Origin of the sequence: Rahnella sp. CG8 (assembly GCF_023701875.1) — a bacterium.
Lineage (GTDB): Bacteria > Pseudomonadota > Gammaproteobacteria > Enterobacterales > Enterobacteriaceae > Rahnella > Rahnella aceris.
In genome coordinates this window covers 31,131-51,273 of the sequence record NZ_JABAED010000023.1, presented here as the reverse complement: position 1 = coordinate 51,273, position 20,143 = coordinate 31,131, and the positions used below count along the sequence as shown (strand labels likewise).

The window sequence follows — 20,143 nt, the reverse complement described above, 5'->3', positions numbered from 1 at the left end:
TCTTAGAAACAGAAAGTTTTAAACACCGAAACTTTCGCCACACCCGCAGGCATGCTGAGCTTTAGGATTATTGAATTTAAATATCTGATTCAGTCCTTCGCGGACAAAATCTACCTCGGTTCCGTCGATGAAAGGCATGGCCTTCAGCGGAACAAACAGCAAAGCGCCGTCATGTTCAAACACCAGGTCATCGCTGGCCGGTTGTTTGGTTAAATCCAAAACGTAGCCAAAGCCAGCACAGCCCGATTGTTTCACGGAAAGCTGGAGACCTTTGACTTCGGGATCCTGAGCCACCAGAGTATTAATCTGTTTCGCTGCAGAATCTGTCAGGCTAACGCCTTGCCATACGTTGTCGTCTAAAGAGAAAGAGCCGACAGTTTCAGTTTGCATCTGTCTTACCTCATAATTTTACGGTCATAGACAAGACCTATTGTCTCTATTCTAGTGATAACATTAATCACTTCAACCTCTTGTTTTAAGAGGGTATAGCGATTACACACGAGGAAAGACACTCAATGTGCACCGTCTTTACATCTGGCCACTGGCGGGTCTTGAACACCGCGACCATCAACTGATTGAATAAATTGTCAATTTTTTGTTAAAAATTGAAATAAACCTTATAAAAGGTAAGGTTTAATAGCTTTCATTGTGTCTATTATAAAACATTCATCGGAAATGCCTATTTATGAATTCGCCATATTTGAAGAATTAAAGCTCTTTTTGCTTACTGGTTTAATTACACAAAAATAAAAAAACCGGATGAAAACGTTGATCCGGCGATTTTTTGCCAATATGATGTTCATTATTTGATAATGATTATCATTCAGATAACCCGGAATACTGAGAATGACTCAATCGGTAAATGCGTGGTTGCAAGGCAAGATCGACGAATATAAATCGAGTGTCCGCGATGCCACCGTGGATTTTTATATGGCGGATGCCGCCTTACGACGCCCGGATGCGCATCTTTGCCAGCTCAAACGCTTCAACAGCATCTGTCTGGATATGGCCAATCTGTGCCTGCAAAACGGGGATGATCACAGTTATCTTCATGCGTTATGCAAATTACATAACCGCCTGATCCTGGAAATCAACAGCGTGGTTCGGTGTGAACTCTTCCGTGTTCAGAGTTACCATTTCGCACGGCACACGTTAAAACTCATTTGTCAGTATTATGCCATGATGGGCATCTGGGAAAAAGCAACGGCATTTCAAACTGACTTTGCCAAACGCGTTCCGTTCCAGCTTTGATGTGCTTTCAACAGGTTACTTCCCTTTACTAAGTCAAATAAAAAAGCGGACACATTCATCATGCATCCGCCTGTCCACTTTCTGACTGTATGATCAGTGTTGATTAACAGCCTGTATTAATGTTCGATTACCATGGTCGTCAACCGCGATACGCAGCACAGATTCCCTTTCTGATCAAAAATCTCAATCTGCCACACCTGACTGCGGCGGCCGGTGCGCAATGCGCGGCAAACACCGCGCACATGCCCTTCCCGTGCAGACTGCATATGGCTGGCATTAATTTCCACGCCCACTACAGTTTGATTTCCTTCGCAGCATAAATAACCCGCCATTGATCCCATCGTTTCGGCCAGAACAACAGATGCGCCGCCGTGCAGTAAACCAAAAGGCTGTGTTGTGCGTACATCTACCGGCATGGTCGCTTCGAGGAAATCCTCACCCAACTGCGTGAACTCAATCCCCACATGGCCCACCATACATCCTTGACTGCGCTGATTCAGGGCTTCAAGCGTGGTACTCCGTTTCCAGAATGACATAATACTTCCTTATTGTTAGGGGATGATTTCCAGCAGTGCCTGTAACGGATGGCGAACACCGTTTCCTTCGATTCGTTTTACCTGGCTGCGGCAGGAATAACCGGTTGCCAGACAGCGCTGGCGTGGCAACCGTTGCAAAGAGGTATGCCAGGAAAGCTCATAAATTCCCAGTGAGTTTTCGAGATTCTTGGTTTCATGACCGTACGTCCCTGCCATTCCGCAACACCCGACACTGACGTTTTCCAGCTTCGCACCGTAGCGGGCAAAGATGTCGCCCCACTGTTTGCCGCTGTTGGGCAAGGCGGTGCTTTCCGTACAATGTCCGAACAGATACCAGGACTCGCCACTTTGTTGTTGTGCCGGACGCTCAGCCAGCCAGCTGCCAAGCCATTCATGCACAAGCTGGACCTGGAACGATCCGCGTGTGTCACCGAGAATTTCTTTATATTCATCGCGATAACACAGTACCAGCGCAGGATCGACCCCCACCATCGGCATTCCCAATTGCGATACACGGTTAAGGAACAGTGACGTTTTCTTCGCTGTTTTGGCAAAGCGGGTCAGGAAACCTTTTATGTGCTGCGCTTTGCCATTAGGTGAGAAAGGCAACAGAACAGGTTTAAGGCCCAGTTTTTCAATCAGACGGATAAAATCAGCAACGACCTGAGCATCATAAAAACTGGTAAACGGATCCTGTACGACCAGCACGTATTCACCACGCCGGGCAGGCGGAATGGCTTCCAGTTGTTCAAGCGTCATCTTACTGGCGCGATGCCCTGATAACTGCTCGCGCAGTGTCGGAGAAGACAGCAAAGGCAAATCAACCATGCCGATATTTTTCCGGCTCATCTCGCGCAACCAGGGTTGCCTGAGGAAGAAGTTGAACACCTTGGGGGCTTTGGCCATCAGGGGGGCATAGCTTTCAACACTCGCAACAAAATGGTCGCGTGCCGGGCGCAGATAACGCGTGTGATAAAGCTGCAGGAAACGTGAGCGGAACCCCGGCACATCAATTTTTATCGGGCACTGCGTCGAGCAGGCTTTGCAGGCCAGACAGCCGGACATTGCCTCTTTCACTTCATGGGAGAAATCATATTCGCCTTTATTGGCATGCCAGGTGTTACGCGTACGTTCGATCAGGCTGCGGAAACTCATGCCTTTCTCCGGCAGCGCATTCTCAAGCGCCAGCGGATCTACACCTTGTTCTGACAATAAACGCAACCATTCGCGAACCAGACCCGCGCGACCTTTTGGCGAGTGGATACGGCTGCCGGTAATTTTCATTGACGGACACATCGGGCTTTTCACATCAAAGTTAAAGCACAGGCCGTTACCGTTACATTCCATCGCACCGCGGAATGACTGACGGACTTCCAGCGGAATACGGCGATCCAAGGTTCCGCGTTTTGGCGCATCGACTTTCATCATCGGTTCATCGCACTCAAGCGGCGCGCAGATCTTACCGGGATTCAGGCGGTTATCCGGATCGAATACGGTTTTGATCCGGCGCAGTTCATGGAACAGCGCTTCGCCAAAGAATGCCGGGCTGTATTCTGCACGGAAACCCTTTCCGTGCTCTCCCCATAGCAAACCACCATATTTAGCGGTCAGGGCTACGACTTCATCGGAGATTTGTTTGAGCAATATCTCCTGTTGCGGGTCACACATGTCCAGTGCGGGACGCACATGCAATACACCCGCATCGACATGCCCGAACATGCCATAACTGAGATGATGACTGTCGAGCAGCGCACGGAATTCGACAATATAATCCGCCAGATGCTGGGGAGGCACACAGGTGTCCTCCGCAAACGGCAACGGTTTAGCCTGCCCTTTGGCATTACCCAGCAGACCGACGGCTTTCTTGCGCATATTATAAATACGCTCGATACCAGCCAGATCAGCGCAAATCTGGTAGCCAATCACACCGCCTTCTTTATCACTTATCAGGCTATCAAGGCGTTCGCACAACGCACTGACCTGAGTTTCAATCAGGTCTGCATCATCTCCGGCGAACTCAACAATGTTCAGTCCCTGCATGTCTTTGCCTTCAACGTCGGTGATGTAATCACGAACGCTGTGCCAGACAATGTCTTCTCGCGCCAGATTCAGTACTTTGGAATCGACGGTTTCAACCGATAGCGCCTTCGCCTCCACCATAAAAGGCGCATTACGTAACGCTGAATTAAAGGAGTCGTATTTGATATTGACCAGACGACGCACTTTGGGGATCGGCGTGATATTCAGACGCGCCTCGGTGATAAAGGCCAGCGAGCCTTCTGAACCGGTTAGAATGCGTGTCAGGTTGAAGGTTTGCAGATCGTCACTCAGCACATGGCGCAGGTCGTAACCTGTGAGGAAACGATTAAGTTTCGGGAATTTTTCAATCACCAGCGCGCGGTTATCACGACAACTGTCCAGCACGGTGCGGTAAATCCGTCCAATGACCGAATCCTCTTCACCCAGCTTATCGGCCAGCGCCGTCGGAATAGCGGTGGTATCCAGCATGTCGCCACCGAGAACAATCGCACGGACACCGAGAACGTGGTCAGACGTTTTGCCGTAAACCAGCGAGCCCTGACCGGAGGCATCGGTGTTAATCATGCCCCCCAGCGTCGCACGGTTACTGGTTGATAACTCGGGAGAGAAGAAAAAGCCAAACGGGCGCAGATAATCATTGAGCTGATCTTTGATCACCCCGGCTTCGACCTTGACCCACCCTTGTTCCACGTTGATATCCAGAATGCGGTTCATATGACGGGACATATCAACCACAATGCCGCGGTTCAGTGACTGACCGTTGGTACCGGTACCGCCACCGCGCGGAGTAAACACGAGTGTTTTAAAACGTTCCTGCCCCGCAAGGCGGGCAATCAATGCAACGTCTGACGTCGCGATGGGGAATAAGACCGCATCCGGCAGCAACTGATAGACGCTGTTGTCCGTCGCCATCGTCAGCCTGTCGGCATAAGTTGTTGTGACATCACCCGTGAAACCGTTGCTTTTTAATGCTTCCAAAAAATCGAGCACCAGCTGGATGACACCCGGTGCCTGAGAAATCTGTGGGATCATTGAATTATGACTCTGTCTTTGTTGTATGCCTGGCGGGCCCGAGGCGACCTGCCGGATCTGCCGGGCAGATCCACCCTGTTCTTTATCCAGAATAAAAACTAACATACTTCGTTTTTAAGCGCTCCGTCTGGTTCACCTTTGTTGCAGATGTTTCATGACGTACCGCAAAAAGCACGTACGGCAACAACGCCTTGCAACTAATTATGTGGCGGGCTATCCAAAAGCCGTCGTATGTTCCATGCTTATTTTTAGCCCCCTGTTTATGAATATAGTGTTTGGAGGCACAGGGTTTGTGCCTTACTTCGTTTATCACATTGAGAAACATGAATGAATCTCCCAATTAAACGTTATGACTTGCCCCAGATTATGTTTGGGGTGCTATTTATTGCCCTGATGACCGTTGCCAGCATCTGGATTGTACAGCCCTTTATTCTCGGGTTTGTCTGGGCCGGGATGGTAGTCATTGCCACATGGCCATTAATGATCAAGCTCCAGCGCCTTCTCTGGGGACGCCGTTTTCTGGCCGTCATTATCATGACGCTGTTGTTGATCTTATTATTCGTCTTGCCTATCGCCTTGCTGGTCAGCAGCGCCGTGGAAAATGGTGCGCCGCTGGTCGAAATTGCGAGCCATCCTTCATCGTTACATATGCCTGATTTTCAGTGGCTGAACGCGATCCCGCTGGTGGGTAATAAGCTTTACAACGGCTGGCATGCCCTGATCAATGGCGGCGGGAACGCGCTGATGAGCAAAGTGCAGCCCTACGTCGGACAAACAGCAGCCTGGTTTGTGACGCAGGCAGGTCATCTGGGCCGTTTCATTGTCCACTGTGCGCTGATGTTATTGTTCAGTGCCCTGCTTTATAGCCGTGGAGAAAATGTTGCCATGGGTATCCGCCATTTCGCGGTGCGACTGGCAGCAGAACGTGGTGATGCAGCCGTTATTCTTGCCGGTCAGGCAATCCGTGCCGTGGCGTTAGGTGTCGTTGTTACCGCCATTGTTCAGTCAGTTCTGGGTGGGATCGGACTGGCCATCGCTGGCATTCCTTATGCCACCGTGCTGACCGTCGTGATGTTCGTGTGCTGCGTCGCGCAAATCGGTCCGTTACTGGTTCTGATACCGGCCATCATCTGGCTGTACTGGTCCGGCGACAATACCTGGGGCACCGTTCTGCTGGTATGGAGTTGCGTGGTTGGTTCCCTGGATAACGTGCTTCGCCCGGTTCTTATCCGCATGGGTGCGGATTTACCGATGCTGCTTATCTTGTCCGGTGTTATTGGTGGTTTATTTGCTTTTGGCATGATTGGCCTGTTTATCGGACCGGTCGTGCTGGCTGTCTCATATCGTCTGATTTCGCTTTGGGTCAATGAGGCTCCTGAGCCTGACATGGAACCTGAAGAAGCACTAAAAGCGCTGGATGAATAATTTCGTTGCGTTTTAACTGACCACCGGCGCTGCCCCTGATAATTCAACCGGGCAGCGCTTTTTTTATTCCTGCTTCCTTCCTGAATGACTCACACTAAAAACACTTCTTCTCATCAATTAGCATGAGAATAATATCTATTAGGAGAATTCTTACAGACTAAATACCTTGAGAAACTTAGTATTATTAACAGTTCGGATTTCAACCCACTGATTTATATACAAGCTTCCCCCTGAGCTGGTATATCCCAAATTGCTGTGTGTAGTCTTTGCCTGTCTGCTATGACGGGCTTTTTTTTTATTTCTTTTCCTCACCGTTATTTTTATTCCCGTAACTTCCATCCCGGTAAAAAAGAAAAAGGCCGCCACCCGAAAGTGACAGCCTTAGCGTCAGTCATTAGTCATTTATTTACTTTTCAGCTAACGCTAACCAGGTCTGGACAACGGTATCCGGGTTGAGTGACAAACTGTCGATTCCTTCTTCCATCAGCCATTGCGCGAAGTCCTGATGATCTGATGGCCCCTGCCCGCAAATACCGACATATTTCCCCTGCTTCTTAGCGGCTTTGATTGCCATCGACAAAAGGGCTTTAACGGCTTCGTTTCGTTCATCAAAGAGTTCAGAAACCACGCCGGAATCACGATCCAGCCCCAGCGCAAGCTGCGTCATGTCATTAGACCCAATAGAGAATCCGTCGAAGTGCTCAAGGAACTGATCTGCAAGCAATGCATTTGACGGTATTTCACACATCATAATCACTTTCAGGCCATTTTCGCCCCGTTTCAGCCCCTGACTCGCCAGCTCTTTAACGACAGCTTCAGCCTGTGCCACGGTACGAACAAACGGGATCATCACTTCAACGTTAGTCAGCCCCATATCATTGCGCACGCGCTTCATGGCCTCACATTCCAGCGCGAAACAATCCCGGAAGCTGTCAGAGACATAACGACCCGCACCACGGAAGCCCAGCATCGGGTTTTCTTCGTGAGGCTCGTATTTTTCGCCGCCGACCAGATTGGCGTATTCATTCGATTTAAAATCGGACAAACGCACAATCACCCGTTTCGGCCAGAATGCAGCGCCGAGCGTCGCGATCCCTTCCGTCAGACGTGCCACATAATATTCACGCGGGCTGTCATAGCCCTGGATCATCTTATTGATGGTTTCCTGCAACTCCGCCGGCTGCTGATCAAACTCCAGTAATGCTTTGGGATGAACACCAATCATACGGTTAATAATGAATTCTAAACGCGCCAGCCCGACACCTTCATTCGGCAGACAGGCAAAGTCGAATGCGCGGTCAGGGTTACCGATATTCATCATGATCTTCAGCGGTAATTTTGGCAGCTCATCAATTTCAGAGCTCTGCACGGTGAAGTCCAGCTCATCCTGATAGACGTAACCGGTATCGCCTTCAGAACAGGAAACCGTCACTTTCTGGTTTTCTGTCAGTTTTTCAGTGGCATCACCACAACCGACTACCGCAGGAATACCCAATTCACGCGCAATGATGGCTGCGTGACAGGTACGCCCGCCGCGGTTGGTGACAATCGCCGATGCCTTTTTCATGATCGGCTCCCAGTCAGGGTCCGTCATGTCAGTTACCAGAATATCACCTGCCTTAACATGGTGCATTTCGCTGATATTATGAATGATTTTTACCGGTCCGGCCCCAATGCGATGGCCGATAGCGCGGCCTTCAACCAACACTTTACTGCTGCCATTTAGCTGATAGCGTTCCATCACCTGACCGTTTGAACGAACTGTCTCCGGACGTGCCTGCACGATATAAAGGTTGCCGTTATGTCCGTCTTTCGCCCATTCGATATCCATCGGACGACCATAGTGTTTTTCAATCAATAATGCCTGACGTGCCAGTGCCTGCACTTCGTCGTCCGTCAGGGAGAAACGGGTGCTCTGTTCAGCCGGCACATCTTCAATCTGAACCTGTTTGCCATGTTCCTGGCTCGGAGCATATACCATGCGAATTTTCTTCGAGCCCATCGTACGGCGGACAATAGAAGGCTTATTCTTTTCCAGCGTAGGTTTATGTACGTAAAACTCATCAGGGTTAACCGCACCCTGAACGACCATTTCACCCAGACCATAAGCTGAGGTGATAAAGACCACCTGATCAAAACCCGACTCGGTATCAATGGTGAACATCACGCCTGCAGAAGCGAGATCAGAACGCACCATGCGCTGCACACCCGCAGACAGCGCCACGCCACGATGGTCGTAGCCCTGATGCACACGATAAGAAATGGCACGGTCATTAAATAAGGAAGCGTAAACATGTTTCACGGCGGTCAGTACAGCATCAAATCCCTGAACATTCAGGAAGGTTTCCTGCTGTCCGGCAAATGATGCGTCCGGCATGTCTTCGGCAGTTGCGGAAGAACGCACAGCGAATGACGCATCAGGCTCACCGTCGGAAAGCTGCTGATAGGCCTCGCGGATGGATTTCTCAAGTTCAGGCTGGAATGGCGTCTCAATGATCCACTGGCGGATTTGCATGCCCGCCTGAGTTAATTGCCCGATATCGTCAACATCCGTTTTATCCAGCAACTCATGAATACGGTGGTTGACACCGCTCTGATCGAGAAAATCATTGAATGCCTGAGAAGTCGTTGCAAAACCATTTGGAACTGAAACACCCAGATCAGACAAATTGGTGATCATTTCCCCGAGGGATGCGTTCTTGCCCCCGACTTTATCAACGTCCTTCATACCCAGTTGGTTGTACCAGATAACATTGCGTAAATCGGGATCGAGATGAGCCATGAAACAATCCTTTCTTATTTATTTACAGTAAAAGTCAGTAGGCGTGCAAACCGGTTGTCTAGTCATTGTCAGCGACGCTTTTTCTGTCATTTAACAACGCTGTCATTTTGAGATTAGCATAATGATCCATAAGAGATGGACAGGTGAATCGATCCAGCAAATCAAACTATTTTTGTTTAGGAAAATTCCACAGCAGCAAAATTACTCACGCGATGGAAATCAACAATATTCCTTATGAATCATGGAGAAGTTGCCTTTAGTTTCGAAACTAAATTAATGCTAACAGAGCTGCTGAAGCTCTGCTGAAGCAAATCAAAAAGCTGCGAGAAATCGTGGAAAATTTAAAATACCATTTCATTTATTACAGTCATTTTGCGCACTGTCTCGCAGCAATGAGCAGAACATTGCTGGCTGGAACGAATACGCTTTTTATTTCCTGAAATTCTGGTTATTACTAAATAAGCGATAAGTTGAAGATAAATGAAGTGCGATAACTCAGGAGCAGTTTGTGGACAGATGCGTGTTTTACATTTCGGACGGTACCGCGATTACAGCAGAAGTTTTAGGCCATGCTGTGCTTTCACAATTTCCGGTAAATGCCACAACCTATTCACTCCCCTTTGTTGAAAGTGAAGAGCGCGCCAAAGCTGTCTGCCGGCAAATTAATGAAATTTTTGAGAAAACCGGTGCCCGCCCACTGGTGTTTTATTCCATCATTTCACCCAACATCCGCGACATCATTAAAAACAGTGAAGGTTTCTGTCAGGATATTGTTCAGTCGCTGGTCGCCCCCTTACAGAATGAGCTGGGCGTAGATCCTACCCCAATTGCCAACCGGACGCATGGCCTGACAGCCAGCAACATCAGCAAATACGATGCGCGCATTGCCGCGATTGATTACACGCTGGCCCACGACGACGGGATTTCCCTGCGCAACCTCGATCAGGCGCAGGTGATTTTACTGGGGGTCTCGCGTTGCGGTAAAACGCCGACCAGCCTTTATCTGGCATTACAGTTTGGTATCCGCGCGGCTAACTACCCATTTACCGCCGACGATATGGACAATATCCAGTTACCTGCCGCGTTAAAACCGCATATGCATAAGCTATTTGGCCTGACCATTGACCCTGAACGACTGACGGCAATTCGCCAGGAACGCGTTGAAAACAGCCGCTATGCATCTTTGCGCCAGTGCCGGATGGAAGTCTCTGAGGTAGAAGCCTTATTCCGCAAAAATCAGATCCGTTACCTCAACAGTACAAATTATTCTGTTGAGGAGATTTCGGCGAAGATCATGGACAGCTTCGGCATGAGTCGCCGGATGTTCTGAATCCTTTTACTGATGTAGATGGCATATCCTGCCGCCAATGGTTGAATTCATCGGGTTTTGCGTTATTGTGATCGGCATCACTTCCCGGTATTCCTGCCGCAGCGAAGAAACAAATTTTTCGAGAACACGATGTCACAAACAGATGAACTGCGTACGACGCGCATCGACAGCCTGATTACGCCTCAGGCACTGGCAGACAAACTGCCAATTTCCCCGTCGGTCGCACAACACGTGATGGAATCACGTAAACGAATTGAAAAGATTATCAGCGGTGAAGATCAGCGGTTGCTGGTCGTTGTCGGCCCCTGCTCAATCCACGATATAGAAGCGGCTATTGATTACGCGGGCAAGCTCAGCGTATTGCGTGAAAAGTATCAGGATCGCCTGGAAATCGTCATGCGTACGTACTTTGAAAAGCCACGTACCGTTGTCGGCTGGAAAGGCCTGATTTCAGACCCTGAACTGAACGGTTCCTGCCGTGTTAATGACGGTATTGAGCTGGCACGTAAGGTATTACTGACCGTCAACCAACTAGGCATCCCGACAGCGACCGAATTCCTTGATATGGTGATCGGACAATATATTGCCGACTTGATCAGCTGGGGTGCCATCGGCGCTCGCACCACCGAAAGTCAGATCCACCGCGAAATGGCCTCGGCACTTTCCTGCCCTGTTGGTTTTAAAAATGGCACTGACGGAAATACCCGCATCGCCATCGATGCTATCCGTTCGTCGCGCACCAGTCATATGTTCCTGTCACCGGACAAAAAGGGTCAGATGACCATTTACCGTACCGCCGGCAACCCTTACGGCCATGTGATTATGCGTGGAGGTAAAAAACCGAATTATCATGCGGATGACCTCGAACAAGCCTGCCTGAATCTGGCGGAATTCGATTTGCCGCAGCGGCTGGTGGTCGATTTCAGTCATGGCAACTGCCAGAAACAGCACCGTCGTCAGCTTGAGGTAGCAGAAGATATTTGCCAGCAAATCATCAGCGGTTCAACTGCCATTGCGGGCATCATGGCGGAAAGTTTCCTGGTTGAAGGCACACAGCCCATCGTTCCCGGCAAACCTCTGATTTACGGCAAATCGATTACCGACCCATGTCTGAGTTGGGAAGACACCGAGACATTACTCTCAATGCTTGCGCAGGCAACAAACAGCCGGTTCTGATCACTTTGCTGTAACCTTCTTAAGGGCAACTTTGGTTGCCCTTTTTTGTGTCAGTAGCAGGCCTGGGGGCGTGTAACCCTCTGTCTGTTCTGATGCTTCTCCGCGCATCCCCTCCTGCTTCCCCTCTTAAATTAAGGGGTTAACGCCACAGAATTACATTCCAGCGACAAAAATCTTCTTGATGTGTTTAGGTAATGATTTGATAATGATTATCAAATTGATATTAATTCCTATTACCACGCGTATATTAAACGCACTCTTGCCATAAATATTTTTACAAATCATTCACATAACATCGCAAGCTTTATCCGCCAAAGAGCGGGTGACTTTAGACAACGAGGAAACAGCAATGCATTCAGTTCACTATCAGGACTATTTACAGGCAAAAGAAGCTAATCCCGGTAAATATGCCCGCGATCTGGCGGGAATTTTACGGATAAGCGAAGCTGAGTTAACGGCTTTACGTGTTTCCCATGATGCTGCGCGTCTGGATGTTGATGCCCGTAGCTTGCTGGCTGCTCTGGAGAATGTCGGTGGCACCAAGTCAATCACCCGTAACAACTTTGCCGTACACGAGCAGGAAGGTCGCTATGAGAATCAGCATCTCAGCGGTCACGCCGGTCTGATCCTTAATCCACGCGCGCTGGACCTGCGTTTGTTCCTGCAACACTGGCTGCACATTTTCAGCCTGTCAGAAACCACGGCCCGCGGCGTTCGCCACAGCATTCAGTTCTTCGATGCGCACGGTGATGCCGTTCATAAAGTGTATAACACCGATGAAACTGACATGGCAGCATGGGACGCGCTGATTGCGCAGTACAAAAGTGACGTCAATCCTCCGCTGCAAATTGAAGTCGCCCCTGAAGTTCCGGCTCCGACGACAGCCGCCGACACCAGCACTCTCGATGCTGAATGGCGTGCAATGACCGACGTTCACCAGTTCTTCCAGTTGCTGAAACGTCACGATGTCACCCGCCAGCAAGCGTTTAAAGCTGTCGGGGATGATCTGGCATGGCGCGTCGATAACGGCTCGCTGACGCGTTTACTGAATATCGCCAAAGATGACCAAAACGAAATCATGATTTTTGTAGGCAACCGGGGTTGCGTGCAAATTTTCACCGGTCCGATTGAAAAGGTCATGCCGCACGGTGAATGGATTAACGTCTTCAACAAACAGTTCACCCTGCATCTGGTGGAAAGTGCTATCGCGGAAAGCTGGATCACCCGTAAGCCGACCAAAGACGGTTTCGTGACCAGCCTGGAGTTATTTGCCGCTGATGGTACGCAGATCGCGCAACTTTACGGTCAGCGTAACGAAGGCAATCCTGAACAAACTCAGTGGCGGGAACAACTGGCGCAACTTAGCAATGAAGGTGTTGCAGCATGAACAAAACCTTGAAAATGGTGGCCGCTATTACAGCATTGCTGGCGACCCCGATGCTGTATGCCGCTGAAAAGCTTGTCAGTATTGGCGGTGACGTTACCGAAATTGTTTACGCACTCGGTGCGGGCAACGAAATGGTTGCCCGCGACAGTACCAGTTTGCGTCCGCAGGCAGTACTGGCTCTGCCGGACGTCGGCTATATGCGCCAGCTCAATACTGAAGGGATTTTGTCTATGCACCCGTCGCTGGTGCTGAGCAGCGAACTGGCAGAACCCTCACTGGTGTTAAAACAGCTTGAGCAGAACGGCGTAAAAGTGGTTCGTGTGCCGGGGACACCCTCTGCGGACACCGTCCCGGATAAAATCGAAGTAATTGCCGCAGCGCTGAACCGTCAGGCGGAAGGTGAAAAACTGATCGCGACCTATCGTTCGCAGATTTCTGCTATTCAACACGATGCCCTGCCGGTGAAAATGTTGTTTGTGATGAGCCACGGTGGCATGTCATCTATGGCAGCAGGTCAGAATACTGCGGCAGATGCGATGATTACGTCTGTCGGGGCGAAAAATGCCATGCAGGGATTCAGTCGTTACCGTCCGCTGTCACAGGAAGGGGTGATTGCCGGTGCGCCGGATATCCTGCTACTGACCGCTGACGGAGTTAAAACCCTGGGTGGAATGGATCAGGTGTGGAAACTGCCGGGTGTTGCTATGACGCCTGCGGGCAAAAATAAGCGTGTGCTGGTCATCGATGATATGTCCCTGCTGGGCTTTGGTTTGCAAACACCTGCGGTGATGGCACAACTTCGTCAGGCTGCGGAACAAGCAAAATGAGTAGCATGAGCCCTCCGGTGCCGTCAGGTCGCCGTTCGCCAGTTTGGGCGATGATTGGCCTTGGCGGCGCTCTGCTGGTGCTGGCCGTGATGGCCGCGAATACCGGCGCGATGTCACTGTCGTTAAGGACGTTACTCGCACGTCCATTTGGCGATAGTTTATGGCAGGTCTGGCTGACAATCCGCCTTCCCCGCGTGCTGCTGGCGGTGGTAGTCGGTTGCGCGCTGGCCAGTTCCGGTGCGGTTATGCAGGGATTGTTTCGCAACCCGCTGGCTGATCCCGGCCTGCTTGGGATCAGCAGCGGCGCGGCGCTTGCGGTTGCCCTGACTATAGTGATGCCACTGGCATTGCCACCCTTGCTGGCCCTGTACAGCCATATGATCAGCGCATTTGCTGGCAGTCTGGCCATTTCAGCCATCGTCTTTACACTGAGTCGTTTCGGCCATGGTGGGTTATCGCGCTTACTGCTTGCCGGTATTGCCATCAATGCACTGTGCGGTGCCGCTGTCGGCGTGCTGACCTACGTCAGTGATGACCAGCAGTTACGCCAGTTCTCTTTGTGGAGCATGGGCAGTCTCGGGCAGGCGCAATGGCCGACACTGGCTGTGGCCTCTTCGCTGATCCTGCCAGCCTGTGTTGCTGCCCTGTTCATGGCGCGGCGCCTGAATATCCTGCAATTAGGTGAAGAAGACGCGCACTATCTCGGTGTGAATGTCCGCCGCACGCAGTTGCAATTATTGCTGCTGAGCGCCCTGCTGGTCGGGGCTGCTGTCGCGGTTTCTGGTGTGATCGGTTTTATCGGTCTGGTGATCCCGCACCTGTTGCGGATGCGTATTGGCGCAGACCACCGCTGGCTATTACCGGGATCGGCCATGGCCGGTGCCTGCCTGCTTTTGCTCGCTGACACGCTGGCTCGCACACTGGTTGCTCCGGCAGAAATGCCGGTGGGATTGCTCACCAGCCTGATTGGCGGGCCGTATTTCTTATGGCTGATCCTGCGCCCGGGAGTTCCGCGTAATGTCTGACTTTACTTCATCAATGGTTGCAGAAAATCTGACGTATTCCGTCAATAGCCGCCGGTTAATTGACGATGTTTCACTCAGCTTGCAAAGCGGAGAGATGGTGGCGTTGATTGGGCCAAACGGTGCCGGAAAATCAACACTGATGCGTATGCTGACCGGCTACCTGATGCCACAATCGGGGCAGATTTCGCTTCAGGGAAGACAACTCAATGACTGGCCGGCACAGGAACTGGCGCGCACCCGGGCAGTTATGCGTCAGAACAGTACATTGGCGTTTGGCTTTAGCGTGCGGGAAGTACTGACACTCGGGCGTTCACCGCACGGTCAGCAAAATATGCAACGGGCACTGACTGAAGTCATGACGCAAACCGATTGTCTGAATCTGGCAGAAAGAGATTATCGCCATTTATCGGGGGGCGAACAGCAGCGGGTTCAACTGGCGCGGGTACTGATCCAGCTCTGGCAACCCGACCCTTCCTCACGCTGGTTGTTTCTCGATGAACCTACATCGGCGCTGGATTTATATCATCAGCAACACGCGTTGCGTTTGCTGCGACAGCTAACCAGGCAAACGCCGCTGGCGGTATGTTGCGTGCTGCATGATCTCAATCTTGCGGCGTTGTATGCCGACCGGATTATTTTATTGCACGGCGGAAAAGTGGTCGCCAGCGGGACGCCCGTTGACGTACTGAGCGAAGCCATACTGAGCCGCTGGTATCAGGCCGATTTGAACGTCTGCCCGCATCCGGAAACCGCATTGCCGCAAGTTTTCTTACGCCAGTAGAGACGGTTCAATAAAAATGCCACATTCAGATGTGGCATTTTTTATCTCAGCTCGAACAAGATATTTCGAGGTGTTTTCCCCAGTCGGGTGGCAATTTCGCCATTTCATCATACTGAGGCGCATCGCTGTAAGGGTCACGCAATGCCTGGTGAAGTTGCTCCAGCGCACTGATATCATCCACTTCAGCCCTTTCGATGGCTTTCTGCGCCAGATAATTTCTCAAAATAATGCGTGGATTACTTTGTTTCATGGCGTCCTGCCGCGTGGCATCATCAATATCTTCCGTTTGTAAACGATGACGATAAGCCTGATACCAGCTGTCAAAAGCGTCACGGTCGATGAATTCATCCCGTAAAGGCGACGCGGCCTGCTGTTGTTCTGTCTGGCTGAGCAACCTGAAAGTCTGCGTGAAATCCCGCCCCTCTTTCGCCATCAGACTTAGCAGCCCGGTGAGCAGATCGTTATCCTGTTTATTCTCGGTAAAGAAACCGAGTTTGCCGCGCATCAGCGTGCCATAGGCTCTCATCAGCGCCGGTTCATACTCGCCAAGCGCGGTCTGGAGCTGTTCCGTGGACATCAGGCCGGATAACGTTTGTGCCAGACGATGCAGGTTCCAGTAAGCCACCGCCGGCTGATTATCGTAGCTGTAACGCCCCTGATGATCGGAATGGTTGCAGATATAACCCGGCTGATAATCGTCGAGGAAACCGTAAGGGCCGTAATCGATAGTCAGTCCGAGAATCGACATATTGTCGGTATTCATTACGCCGTGTGCAAACCCGATACTTTGCCATTGTGCAATCAGCGCAGCGGTTCGTTCCACCACACTGGTAAACCATTGCTGGTAGCGTGATGCGTCAACCGGCTCACTTTCCAGCAACCGGGGCCAGTGATGTGCGATGACATAATCTGCCAGTTGCCTGACATGTTCAGGCTGTTTGCGGTAGTAGAAGTGCTCGAAATGACCAAAGCGAACATGGCTTTCCGCCACGCGGATCAGCATCGCACCGCGCTCAGGCTGCTCGCGGAAAACCGGCTCATCACTGGTGGCAATCGTCAACGCCCGCGTTGTCGGCACCGATAAATGATGCAGCGCTTCCGAGGCGAGAAACTCACGCACGACAGAACGCAAAACCGCACGACCATCTCCCATTCGTGAGTAAGGTGTCAGCCCGGCCCCTTTCAGATGCCAGTCGAACCGTTTTCCGGAAGGTAAAACCTGTTCGCCCAGTAAAATACCCCGTCCGTCGCCCAGTTGTCCGGCCCACTGGCCGAACTGATGCCCGCTATAAACCTGAGCCAGAGGCTGCATACCGGGGAAGAGTTTTTCACCGCACCAGTATTCGCGATGCTGAGCATCGAAAAGCGAGTCATCCAGCCCCAGTTCACGCGCCAGTGGTTCGCTGTGATAAAGAAGCCGTGCGCCTTTTAGCGGCGTCGGTTGCAGTTGCGTGTAAAAGTCAGGCAACTGGTCAGCATAATGATGTTCAAATCGCGGCATAAATCCCCCTTTTTAATAGTGTAGGACTGCGGGACGTTAATTAACACGGAGCGAATGCAGGGAGATTATGACCTTGAGTGATAAAAAATCCCGGCACAGCAGGCGCTGGCCGGGATCCTGAGAGTGAAACAACCTGCGACGATCAGTGAAATTGGGTGGGCCGCACAAGCAGGCTGTCCAGTTCAGCGGGCTCAACACCAGGCCATAGCAAACCCTTCACCCCTTGTATTTCTACTTTGCGTAACGCATCAAAATAGTCCTGAGAGTCGAGCCCGTCGACCACAATATTACGGCAAAAACGGTTAACATTTCTTATCAGCGAGGGCATCACGATAGTGAAATGTTCCCCCTCACAGAGCTGCCAGAAAAGATTTTTGTCGAGCTTCACCCACTGAAAAAGATGGTCAAAAACGGGCACCATGTTAATAGTGCCTGAGCCGAAGCTTTCCAGACAAAGTGGAAAATATTGTTTTAATGCAACCAGTTGCTGGTTATTTTTGCCTTCGGAAAGACGCGGAAACGACTCGCTCAGATTAAGATGAATGAAAGTATGCATGCTGAACGCATTGCGGAGATTTTCATCTTCCAGCAATAAGGCCACCTGTTTTTCCTCAACACTGATATTCAAAATAACCTGATTATCGCTAAACCATCGGGCATGCTCACCCGCCCATATCTGTTGCTCATTAAGAAACCGTAATAACTGCTGCGGTGTTAACAGGTTCAGTACCAGTTCTGTGGGCATGACTAACTTGCTGTCTGCGCTGGAAAAACGGCAAATTAATTCTATGGCGAGTAATTTCCCGTCAATGGTATAGACCGGCTGGCACAGGTAGCTGCTGTTAAAGGCCGTATCGAATTGTATTTTCATTTTTGTCCAAAACATCAACGGCACGACTAATTGATTAATAACTTTTTTGACTATCAATCAGATCATAAAGATACCGGAGCCCCGAGGCGAAACCGAAATATTAGAGAAATTGATATCAATAAAGAGCCTGTCCGGTTGTAAGTGTACAGAGACGACCACACGAGCGGCTGCGATTCAAAGTTTTTAAAAACGCCTTTCCCTTATTGCCTTCTTTTTAGGGGTTATAACAGTCAACACAGGGATTTCAGACTAATCTTATCGCCAGAGGTGAAAACACGCAACTTGCCTTGTGAGCGCTATCAATCCTTTTTCAACAAGAATTCCTGCTTTGTTTTGTGCTAATGCCCAAAAAGCATGTTACTAAATATTTTAGCTAATGGTTATAGTGTCTTATGGAATATTGCGCAAGTGACGGGATTCACAACCGGGCTTTTAAGAATGATGAGTAATTTCGCTAAGGTAATAATAAACCGGAGGTTATTCGTCATCATCAGCGACCTCCGGCATTCTCAACTTTACTGGATACAACGCACCAGCCAGTTTTGCAGTTCAGTGAGTTCAGCCTGCATCGCCGGATATCGGATAATGATGCGCTGGCAGGCTTCCCCGACGTCCTGCGCGTGATAGCGCGTGCCTGCCAGCTCTGCGGCTAATCTCTGTAACGGTGCGGGATTAAGGCTGTCGGTGAAAATCTGCGCACGGCTGATGTTGCCCTTCTCCACATCAAAGTGAATATCCACCCCGCCCCAGACAAACCGTTCGTTCAGTAAATGGCTGAAGGCCGGTGCTTTGCCGAAATTCCATTCCCAGCTGCTTTGCTTAGCAAATCTTTCGGGGAATCCCGGAATGTCAGGAAACACCTCCGGAGAGATGATTTCAGGTTTTACATTCCCACCATACCAGTCGAAAAATGCCGCAATCACGGCCTGGCAAATTTGCTCATGATTGATATCCGGCACAAACTCATTGAGATTCGCGACCCTCGAACGCACCGAAGTGATCCCTTTCGCCTGCAACTTTTTGACGTCCGGATTGAGATAGTTGGCGAGACGGCTGAGATCGGCATTAAGCAGTAACGTGCCGTGATGGAAGCCGCGGTCGGCTGTTTCACGATAGGCGGAACCGGAAATTTTCCGCTCGCCTTCCGGCGTCTGTACCACCAGATCGTTACGACCCGAGGCAGTAGCATCGATACCCAGCGTTTTTAGTGCGTTGAGAATAATGCCGGTTGAAATGCTTTTATCGTATTCCGGTTTACCCGCCATGAAGGTGAAGCAGGTATTCCCGAGATCGTGAAAAACCGCCCCGCCGCCACTGCTGCGCCGCGCCAGACGAATGCCGTCTTCTTCCATTCTGCGGGTATTGCATTCTTTCCACGGATTCTGCGCCTGCCCGATAACCACGGTTTCGGAATTTCGCCAGAGGAATAACACACGCTGCGTGGTCATCTCGCGGAAAATACAATCTTCTACGGCCAGATTGAACCAGGGATCGTAAGAATCGGAAAGTAATAGTCTGAGAGGTTTCATTGCATATTCATCCTGAATGAGTCTGCTTTGATAATAACAGCAAAAAACAGGATGAAATACGCAGTGAAATCAGGGGGAATGCGATTGGGCACCGTGTCAGATACGGCGCGCCTGCCAGTACACTTTTCGCCAGTAAACGTTGTCGAGTGAAGAACGGGTCACGCCCTGGCTGGTCGAGGCATGAATAAACTGATCGGCAGTATCATAAATACCGACATGCAAACCATTTTCACCGCTGCCGGTTTTGAAGAAGACTAAGTCGCCGGGCAACAATTCATCACGTGGCACTTTGGTGCCAATTTTGGTCTGGTCGGCGGTCGTTCTCGGCAGCACGACGCCAAACCGATCGCGGTAAGTGCGGAAGACAAAACCAGAACAGTCAACGCCGCTCGGTTGTAATCCGCCGTAACGATACGGGGCACCGTGCCATTGGCTGAGCTGGTCGTTAAGCTCGGCCACGACAGTAATAGAATCGGCAAACCTGCCGCTTGGCGGCGGAGCGTGGCTGCTGCAACCGTTAAGAATTAATGCGGCAACGGCCAGCAGGGAATACATGGATACGGATGAGCAGCGCATAGTGCATTCCTTCTCGAATAGCATCACGGCCTGACCAGACGCGAAGGTTTACGCGCGCCGGATAAGTCGCCGTT

Annotated in this window: 16 protein-coding genes and 1 other RNA gene; 9 read left to right on the top strand and 8 right to left on the bottom strand. The window is 50.6% G+C overall.

The annotated features are described in order from the left end of the window. Positions 1-18: 18 nt before the first annotated feature. Positions 19-390, bottom strand: a complete 372-nt coding sequence (gene sufA, locus HGO41_RS19355; RefSeq protein WP_013576101.1) for a Fe-S cluster assembly scaffold SufA — start codon at positions 388-390, stop codon at positions 19-21. Positions 391-846: 456 nt separating this feature from the next. Between sufA and HGO41_RS19350 the strand changes: the two genes are divergently transcribed. After that, positions 847-1,251, top strand: a complete 405-nt coding sequence (locus HGO41_RS19350) for a hypothetical protein (RefSeq protein WP_013576102.1) — start codon at positions 847-849, stop codon at positions 1,249-1,251. 116 nt (positions 1,252-1,367) lie between these two features. Here the strand turns inward: HGO41_RS19350 and HGO41_RS19345 are convergent, their stop codons facing one another. Both HGO41_RS19345 and ydiJ read right to left on the bottom strand, forming a co-directional pair. Continuing rightward, on the bottom strand, positions 1,368-1,787 hold the full coding sequence (locus HGO41_RS19345) for a hotdog fold thioesterase (protein WP_013576103.1): 420 nt from the start codon (positions 1,785-1,787) through the stop codon (positions 1,368-1,370). A 15-nt stretch (positions 1,788-1,802) separates the two neighbouring features. Beyond that, the gene (ydiJ, locus tag HGO41_RS19340; RefSeq protein ID WP_250981317.1) at positions 1,803-4,859 is read right to left on the bottom strand and encodes a D-2-hydroxyglutarate dehydrogenase YdiJ; all 3,057 of its coding nucleotides are present in this window, start codon (positions 4,857-4,859) and stop codon (positions 1,803-1,805) included. Between the two features lie 327 nt (positions 4,860-5,186). Between ydiJ and ydiK the strand changes: the two genes are divergently transcribed. Beyond that, a complete protein-coding gene (gene ydiK, locus HGO41_RS19335) occupies positions 5,187-6,284 on the top strand; it encodes an AI-2E family transporter YdiK (RefSeq protein WP_013576106.1) in 1,098 nt (365 codons plus the stop codon). A gap of 187 nt (positions 6,285-6,471) precedes the next feature. Next, an RNA gene (gene rprA, locus HGO41_RS19330) (antisense sRNA RprA) lies at positions 6,472-6,582 on the top strand. A 108-nt stretch (positions 6,583-6,690) separates the two neighbouring features. Here rprA and ppsA read toward each other — a convergent pair. Then, on the bottom strand, positions 6,691-9,066 hold the full coding sequence (gene ppsA / locus HGO41_RS19325; RefSeq protein ID WP_131637928.1) for a phosphoenolpyruvate synthase: 2,376 nt from the start codon (positions 9,064-9,066) through the stop codon (positions 6,691-6,693). A 508-nt stretch (positions 9,067-9,574) separates the two neighbouring features. Here ppsA and ppsR point away from each other — a divergent pair. The 6 genes from ppsR (at position 9,575) to HGO41_RS19295 (ending at position 15,592) form a co-directional block, all read left to right on the top strand. Beyond that, positions 9,575-10,396 carry a posphoenolpyruvate synthetase regulatory kinase/phosphorylase PpsR gene (gene ppsR / locus HGO41_RS19320; RefSeq protein WP_013576108.1) on the top strand — a complete coding sequence of 274 codons (822 nt, stop codon included), beginning with the start codon at positions 9,575-9,577 and terminating at the stop codon, positions 10,394-10,396. Positions 10,397-10,525: 129 nt separating this feature from the next. Further along, the gene (locus tag HGO41_RS19315; RefSeq protein ID WP_037035279.1) at positions 10,526-11,572 is read left to right on the top strand and encodes a 3-deoxy-7-phosphoheptulonate synthase; all 1,047 of its coding nucleotides are present in this window, start codon (positions 10,526-10,528) and stop codon (positions 11,570-11,572) included. Positions 11,573-11,921: 349 nt separating this feature from the next. Beyond that, positions 11,922-12,959, top strand: a complete 1,038-nt coding sequence (locus HGO41_RS19310; protein ID WP_013576110.1) for a hemin-degrading factor — start codon at positions 11,922-11,924, stop codon at positions 12,957-12,959. Continuing rightward, on the top strand, positions 12,956-13,786 hold the full coding sequence (locus HGO41_RS19305) for a heme/hemin ABC transporter substrate-binding protein (RefSeq protein ID WP_217243912.1): 831 nt from the start codon (positions 12,956-12,958) through the stop codon (positions 13,784-13,786). The genes HGO41_RS19310 and HGO41_RS19305 overlap by 4 nt, the downstream gene beginning before the upstream one ends. Next, on the top strand, positions 13,783-14,811 hold the full coding sequence (locus HGO41_RS19300; protein ID WP_013576112.1) for a FecCD family ABC transporter permease: 1,029 nt from the start codon (positions 13,783-13,785) through the stop codon (positions 14,809-14,811). The genes HGO41_RS19305 and HGO41_RS19300 overlap by 4 nt, the downstream gene beginning before the upstream one ends. Continuing rightward, positions 14,804-15,592 (top strand): heme ABC transporter ATP-binding protein, encoded by a 789-nt coding sequence (locus HGO41_RS19295; protein WP_223510162.1) that lies wholly within the window; start codon positions 14,804-14,806, stop codon positions 15,590-15,592. The genes HGO41_RS19300 and HGO41_RS19295 overlap by 8 nt, the downstream gene beginning before the upstream one ends. A 46-nt stretch (positions 15,593-15,638) precedes the next feature. Here the strand turns inward: HGO41_RS19295 and HGO41_RS19290 are convergent, their stop codons facing one another. The 4 genes from HGO41_RS19290 to HGO41_RS19275 form a co-directional block, all read right to left on the bottom strand. Beyond that, the gene (locus HGO41_RS19290) at positions 15,639-17,093 is read right to left on the bottom strand and encodes a protein adenylyltransferase SelO (RefSeq protein ID WP_223510161.1); all 1,455 of its coding nucleotides are present in this window, start codon (positions 17,091-17,093) and stop codon (positions 15,639-15,641) included. A gap of 142 nt (positions 17,094-17,235) precedes the next feature. Then, the gene (locus HGO41_RS19285) at positions 17,236-17,964 is read right to left on the bottom strand and encodes an EAL domain-containing protein (RefSeq protein WP_112197135.1); all 729 of its coding nucleotides are present in this window, start codon (positions 17,962-17,964) and stop codon (positions 17,236-17,238) included. Between the two features lie 515 nt (positions 17,965-18,479). After that, positions 18,480-19,493, bottom strand: coding sequence for a lipoate--protein ligase (gene lplA, locus HGO41_RS19280; RefSeq protein ID WP_223510160.1), 1,014 nt, complete (start codon positions 19,491-19,493; stop codon positions 18,480-18,482). Between the two features lie 96 nt (positions 19,494-19,589). Next, on the bottom strand, positions 19,590-20,069 hold the full coding sequence (locus HGO41_RS19275; RefSeq protein ID WP_013576118.1) for an NlpC/P60 family protein: 480 nt from the start codon (positions 20,067-20,069) through the stop codon (positions 19,590-19,592). Positions 20,070-20,143: the final 74 nt, after the last annotated feature.

Coding starts and splice junctions, on each gene's coding strand:
- HGO41_RS19300 (WP_013576112.1), top strand. CDS start 13,783: ATGAGTAGCATGAGCCCTCCGGTGCCGTCAGGTCGCCGTTCGCCAGTT.
- sufA (WP_013576101.1), bottom strand. CDS start 390: ATGCAAACTGAAACTGTCGGCTCTTTCTCTTTAGACGACAACGTATGG.
- HGO41_RS19275 (WP_013576118.1), bottom strand. CDS start 20,069: ATGCGCTGCTCATCCGTATCCATGTATTCCCTGCTGGCCGTTGCCGCA.
- HGO41_RS19350 (WP_013576102.1), top strand. CDS start 847: ATGACTCAATCGGTAAATGCGTGGTTGCAAGGCAAGATCGACGAATAT.
- lplA (WP_223510160.1), bottom strand. CDS start 19,493: ATGAAACCTCTCAGACTATTACTTTCCGATTCTTACGATCCCTGGTTC.
- HGO41_RS19285 (WP_112197135.1), bottom strand. CDS start 17,964: ATGAAAATACAATTCGATACGGCCTTTAACAGCAGCTACCTGTGCCAG.
- HGO41_RS19345 (WP_013576103.1), bottom strand. CDS start 1,787: ATGTCATTCTGGAAACGGAGTACCACGCTTGAAGCCCTGAATCAGCGC.
- ppsA (WP_131637928.1), bottom strand. CDS start 9,066: ATGGCTCATCTCGATCCCGATTTACGCAATGTTATCTGGTACAACCAA.
- HGO41_RS19310 (WP_013576110.1), top strand. CDS start 11,922: ATGCATTCAGTTCACTATCAGGACTATTTACAGGCAAAAGAAGCTAAT.
- HGO41_RS19290 (WP_223510161.1), bottom strand. CDS start 17,093: ATGCCGCGATTTGAACATCATTATGCTGACCAGTTGCCTGACTTTTAC.
- ydiJ (WP_250981317.1), bottom strand. CDS start 4,859: ATGATCCCACAGATTTCTCAGGCACCGGGTGTCATCCAGCTGGTGCTC.
- HGO41_RS19305 (WP_217243912.1), top strand. CDS start 12,956: ATGAACAAAACCTTGAAAATGGTGGCCGCTATTACAGCATTGCTGGCG.
- ydiK (WP_013576106.1), top strand. CDS start 5,187: ATGAATCTCCCAATTAAACGTTATGACTTGCCCCAGATTATGTTTGGG.
- HGO41_RS19295 (WP_223510162.1), top strand. CDS start 14,804: ATGTCTGACTTTACTTCATCAATGGTTGCAGAAAATCTGACGTATTCC.
- HGO41_RS19315 (WP_037035279.1), top strand. CDS start 10,526: ATGTCACAAACAGATGAACTGCGTACGACGCGCATCGACAGCCTGATT.